This window comes from Paraburkholderia piptadeniae (assembly GCF_900007165.1).
Lineage (GTDB): Bacteria > Pseudomonadota > Gammaproteobacteria > Burkholderiales > Burkholderiaceae > Paraburkholderia > Paraburkholderia piptadeniae.
This window is the reverse complement of the sequence record NZ_CYGY02000134.1, coordinates 1-4,142: the sequence shown is the minus strand read 5'-3', so window position 1 is coordinate 4,142 and position 4,142 is coordinate 1. Positions and strand designations below refer to the sequence as shown.

Below are 4,142 nucleotides of genomic sequence, written 5' to 3'. Positions count from 1 at the left end.
GCGGCCGGGCACACCTCGCATACCGTGTGCGGATCGGGACGACGGGCCGGGTCGATCGAGGCGAGCGTCAAGGTCGTGATCCGCTCCCCTTCTCCACTTTCGCCACGGGTCCCTGCGTTCGTGTTCCGCGAGCGGCCCGCGCCACTGCGGGTCCCGCCCGTGTTGCCACCGCCGCTCCCAATCTCGCCAGTCTCCTGGTCCACCACTGCTTCGTCCTGTCCGCTCATCAAGTCCTCCTGCTGCGTCATAGAACCGCTGTTCGCGATGCTCGAGAATGCGCCGCTGCTCAGTCGGCGACGCGGCCTGATACGTCTTGTAGAAGCTGCTACCGCTATTGAGATACTTGATCTCCCGTGCGCGCGTGTCAGTCCACTCATACAGCGCATCGAGATAGTGCTGCTGCGTCGCACGCGGTACGCCCGGTTCGATGTACTCGGCATGCACGTTCCGGTCGAGCGCGTCACGCTTGCCGTCAGAACCGAGTTCGATGAATTCGCGCGAAAACACGAATTCCCTGAGATTGACGCCCTTCGCCGCACCGGGCGGCTTGACGTTTTCGTACTCACCGTCGCGACCCGCGTTGCGGGTGCGTGTTGCGCCGAACTCGTTGAGCATCGCCCGGAAATCTTCATAACGGGTGATGTCACGCGACATCAGCGCCTCGAGGATCGTGGCCTTCAGCTCGCGGTTCATCGGCTCGAATACGTCGCCCTTGTACCGGCTGATCATTTCCGACGCATCGGTGAACTGCACACGGCGGTTATCTTTCGGACTCGCCAGTCCGTATTTCGCGTTGATATGTTCCTGGAATGCTTCGAGGAACCGGTGATGCCGGTCGACCTTGCCGAACGGCTCCAGCCGATGCCCGGTCAGCAGGTTCACTTCAGGGATCACGACATGAAGATGTACCTTGCGTTCAACCAGCTCGCCACTGCGCCGGTCAGCGTAGCTCTTGAGCCGTGGAACATGCGCTTCCGCATAGAAGTTGTATTCGTCGGGCCGGTAAGCAACAAAGGCGAAGGCTTCAAACTCCCGCACGATGTCCGCGAGTACCTCACGTGAAACCTCGTCCTCCTTGAACGAAAGCGTCACGTTGATATAGCGCTCGGCTGTCGTATCCATCGACTGGATGATGTCGTTTGTTAGCGTCAGATCCCCTGCGAGGATCACGCGCTCATCCATCTCGTCGCGCTCGAAATCACGGTCCTGCTTCTGGCCGTCTTCAAGATAGGCCTTGATGCCGTCGTGATAACCGCGAACCCGGATCAGCATCGCTCACCCTCACTGTGGCGCACATCAGAACGACGATCGCGAAATGCGAAGCAGCAGTATTCATGCACGATGGGTGACGGTCGCATGGCCTCGCTATGTCGCTCGACGCACAGTGGCGTCGTCGGCGTGACGACGATTGGTTGACCTATGCGATCGATGTCCATGTCCGCTTGTTTCCGTACCTGTATCCGTATCCGGTCAGTCCACTTTCTCGAGCGTGTTTTTCAGATAGCGCGAGATCATCTGCAGTTGCGTGAGCAGCTGCTCGTAGGTCGCTTCTGACAGATCACCGCTCAGGTGTTCCGAGTTCGCGCGATGCGCGATCTGGTTCAGATTGTTGCTCGTCTTGTTGAAGATATAGAGCAGGCGCTTACGGTCCGCACTGGCCACCGGTCGTGCGATCACCTGCGTCCGGTTAGTGAGCACCGCCTGCCGGAAAAATTCCGACTGCGTCAGCCCGCTCCGGTTCACCTTCTCAAGATAGACCGCACGATCCGCATCCGACAAGCGAAACGCAATCGGTTTGCCGAGCCCTGCTCCATCGTTGCTCTTTTTGCGTGGCATGATCAGAGCCCCACGGGATGCGTCCAGTCTGCCGACTGCCCTGGCAGATCGAATCGAGTCATGTCGCCGTCAATCGGATGCGCGCGGAACTCATACGTCGGCCAGTGCGCTCCGCATTCGCATAACGCGCGCATCGCCTGATCGCCCGTCATGGGATGTGTATAACCCGCCCACGGCAGATACTGCCACCGCATGTTGCACGCGAAGCCGCTCGGCTTCATCACACGCTGGATCACCCACTCGCTGGTCGGAATCATAGGAAAGCGCCTCCTATTCGTATTGCATACCAGGCAGTGCTGAATGTTGCCGACAGACTCGTTGGCGCGATTGACGCGGTGCCGTGGCCCGCGTCGGGGTTGCAAAGGGGCCTTGCCCCTTTGGCACGAGATATTTTACGAAGCGCGTAGCGATCCGTAAACATATCCGACGTGCCTCGCACCGACACTGCATGGCAAACACTGTAGCATCGATATTGCACGTTTCAAGCATCAATTCGCATAACTAAAGCTTTACTCACCACGCATTTTTGACTATTTAGCGCTTTTGTAGCACCATCAGTCAGCGTTGACTATTCGCAGACCTCGCCATGCCGCTGACCGACCTCGCCGCCGTTGTCGAAGACCTGCTCGATGCGCCCGCAACCAGCACCACCCGCTCCGAAACCGCGCAGCTTGCCGGTCTGATCGACCAGATCGATGCCGCCATGGCGCGCGGCGTCTCCAGGCGCGAACTCCACGCACGTTTGCAAAAGCGCGGCCTCACCATGAGTCTCCCCGTTTTCGACAACGCCCTGCACCGCATCCGCAAGCGCCTCGGCCGATGTGCACCAAACCGCACACATGCGCCGTTCAGCCGTCCTGCATCGCCCGCACCCACCCCTGCGCCCGCCGCCCCTGTCAGGCAGGTAGCACCCGCGTCGCACGCCTCCACGTCTTCCACTTGCTCGCCTCGCGCGGGTATCAGGACGCTCGATGAACTCGCTGCCGAAAACCCGCACCTGTCGCGCATGCAGTTGATCAAGCTCGAAGCGCAGCAATACGACCAGCCGCTGCTTTCCAGCACTAGACTCGATGAAATAGCACGCAAATACGGCAGATCACCCAGGCGCTGAGCCGTACCGCACTGCCGCGTTGCGCCGAGTCGGGCCTCTCTCCATGCATCCTGCATGGGTCGTCGTGGCCCTCGATACGGGCGCGCGGCGCGCGCAACACGCATACTTGTGCACACAGGCCAACAAGCATTGCAGAGGAGCCCGGTCAACCCGGCGTGCGGTCCCGTACCTCTTTTCTCCCACTCCCACAGCAAAGAGCCGCCGGGGTGAAGGACCGACGGCTTCTGCAGGCTCACCTTCCAGGCGACGCTCTCCGCCATGTCGTCGGCGTTCGACACCAGCGCATCGCGTTACGTGTGTATGTCGATCCGGATTGCATGCTCCGCGAACTGCCGCAAATAGACTTCCTCGAACACGACTGGGACCATTCGGACCATCAGCACTGCGAGCGCCACGTTGGACCGCGTCATCAGTTCCGCCTGCACCGCAGCCGTCCGGTGCGCGGTGAGCCGTCTGCAAAGCTTCGCCGTCGCTCACGACCAGCATCGGCACCTGGTAGTCCGTCGTAATACGGCCCTGGGAAAACAGCAGATCGAGCGCGGCGAGCCGCCGCTGCCCCGCGCACACGCTAAGTTTCGGCAATTTCCCGCGCCCTTTGATCTCGTGCACAAGGAGGTTCTGCATCAGCCCAGGCCCTGCAATCGTTTCGGCGAGCACCTCGATCCCGGTCGGCGCTTTCTTGCGTTCAGGGGAGAGAGGATCAACCGCGAATAGGGCGCGTATTTAATAGTTGTGCGCACAACCTTATGTTCAGAGACAGTTTGCATCAGAGTTTCCTCCGGTTAGCGGCCCGAGCGGGATGCCCGGCCGCACCGACACGCTAGGGCATATACCCCTACATGACAACCGATTTTCCTTGTTATATAGGGCGTAGTGCCCTACAATGGTACTCAGATAACCCAGGCAGCCCGCCTCGGGTGTCTACCCGGAGATCTCCGATGACCACTGAAGCTGAAACCCCTATTGCGTCTGCCGTCGTCCCCGATGAACTGCGCCTGAACGTCCTGCCGCGCTTTCTCGGCTGCCACTACCTGGCCGGTGAATCACTGCTGTACGACTGGGCGGCCCGCCTGTGCCGCAGCTACCAGGGCGGCCTGTGGCACTTCTTCACGCTGTCCAATGGCGGCTTCTACATGGCCCCGGCTGACTCGGCGCGCGTGCATGTGCGCCGGCACCTGAACGGCTACAGCGACAT

General features: G+C 60.5%; 6 protein-coding genes. 2 read left to right on the top strand and 4 right to left on the bottom strand.

Going from position 1 to position 4,142, the window contains the following annotated elements; all coding sequences use genetic code 11:
* The 3 genes from BN2476_RS49015 to BN2476_RS42515 form a co-directional block, all read right to left on the bottom strand.
* Nucleotides 1–1,272, bottom strand: a 1,272-nt coding sequence (locus BN2476_RS49015) for a relaxase family protein (RefSeq protein ID WP_235851223.1), incomplete at its 3' end; no start/stop codon positions are given.
* Nucleotides 1,273–1,470: 198 nt separating this feature from the next.
* On the bottom strand, nt 1,471–1,836 hold the full coding sequence (locus BN2476_RS42520; protein ID WP_087740126.1) for a plasmid mobilization protein: 366 nt from the start codon (nt 1,834–1,836) through the stop codon (nt 1,471–1,473).
* 2 nt (nt 1,837–1,838) lie between these two features.
* Complete coding sequence (locus tag BN2476_RS42515) at nt 1,839–2,093, bottom strand: hypothetical protein (RefSeq protein ID WP_087740125.1); 255 nt, start codon at nt 2,091–2,093, stop codon at nt 1,839–1,841.
* A gap of 329 nt (nt 2,094–2,422) precedes the next feature.
* Here BN2476_RS42515 and BN2476_RS42510 point away from each other — a divergent pair, with 329 nt between their 5' ends.
* Nucleotides 2,423–2,947, top strand: a complete 525-nt coding sequence (locus tag BN2476_RS42510) for a hypothetical protein (protein WP_227747145.1) — start codon at nt 2,423–2,425, stop codon at nt 2,945–2,947.
* Here BN2476_RS42510 and BN2476_RS50060 read toward each other — a convergent pair.
* A complete protein-coding gene (locus BN2476_RS50060; protein WP_407670902.1) occupies nt 2,933–3,604 on the bottom strand; it encodes a ParB/Srx family N-terminal domain-containing protein in 672 nt (223 codons plus the stop codon). The two genes, BN2476_RS42510 and BN2476_RS50060, sit on opposite strands and share 15 nt — an antisense overlap.
* 281 nt (nt 3,605–3,885) lie before the next feature.
* On the opposite strand from BN2476_RS50060, the gene BN2476_RS42500 reads away from it, so the two are divergent.
* On the top strand, nt 3,886–4,142 hold a 257-nt coding region (locus BN2476_RS42500; RefSeq protein ID WP_143811209.1), incomplete at its 3' end, for an antirestriction protein.

What these genes read in the sequence shown, in the direction of transcription:
- BN2476_RS42515 (WP_087740125.1), bottom strand. Translation starts at nt 2,093, where the DNA reads ATGATTCCGACCAGCGAGTGGGTGATCCAGCGTGTGATGAAGCCGAGC.
- BN2476_RS42510 (WP_227747145.1), top strand. Translation starts at nt 2,423, where the DNA reads ATGCCGCTGACCGACCTCGCCGCCGTTGTCGAAGACCTGCTCGATGCG.
- BN2476_RS42520 (WP_087740126.1), bottom strand. Translation starts at nt 1,836, where the DNA reads ATGCCACGCAAAAAGAGCAACGATGGAGCAGGGCTCGGCAAACCGATT.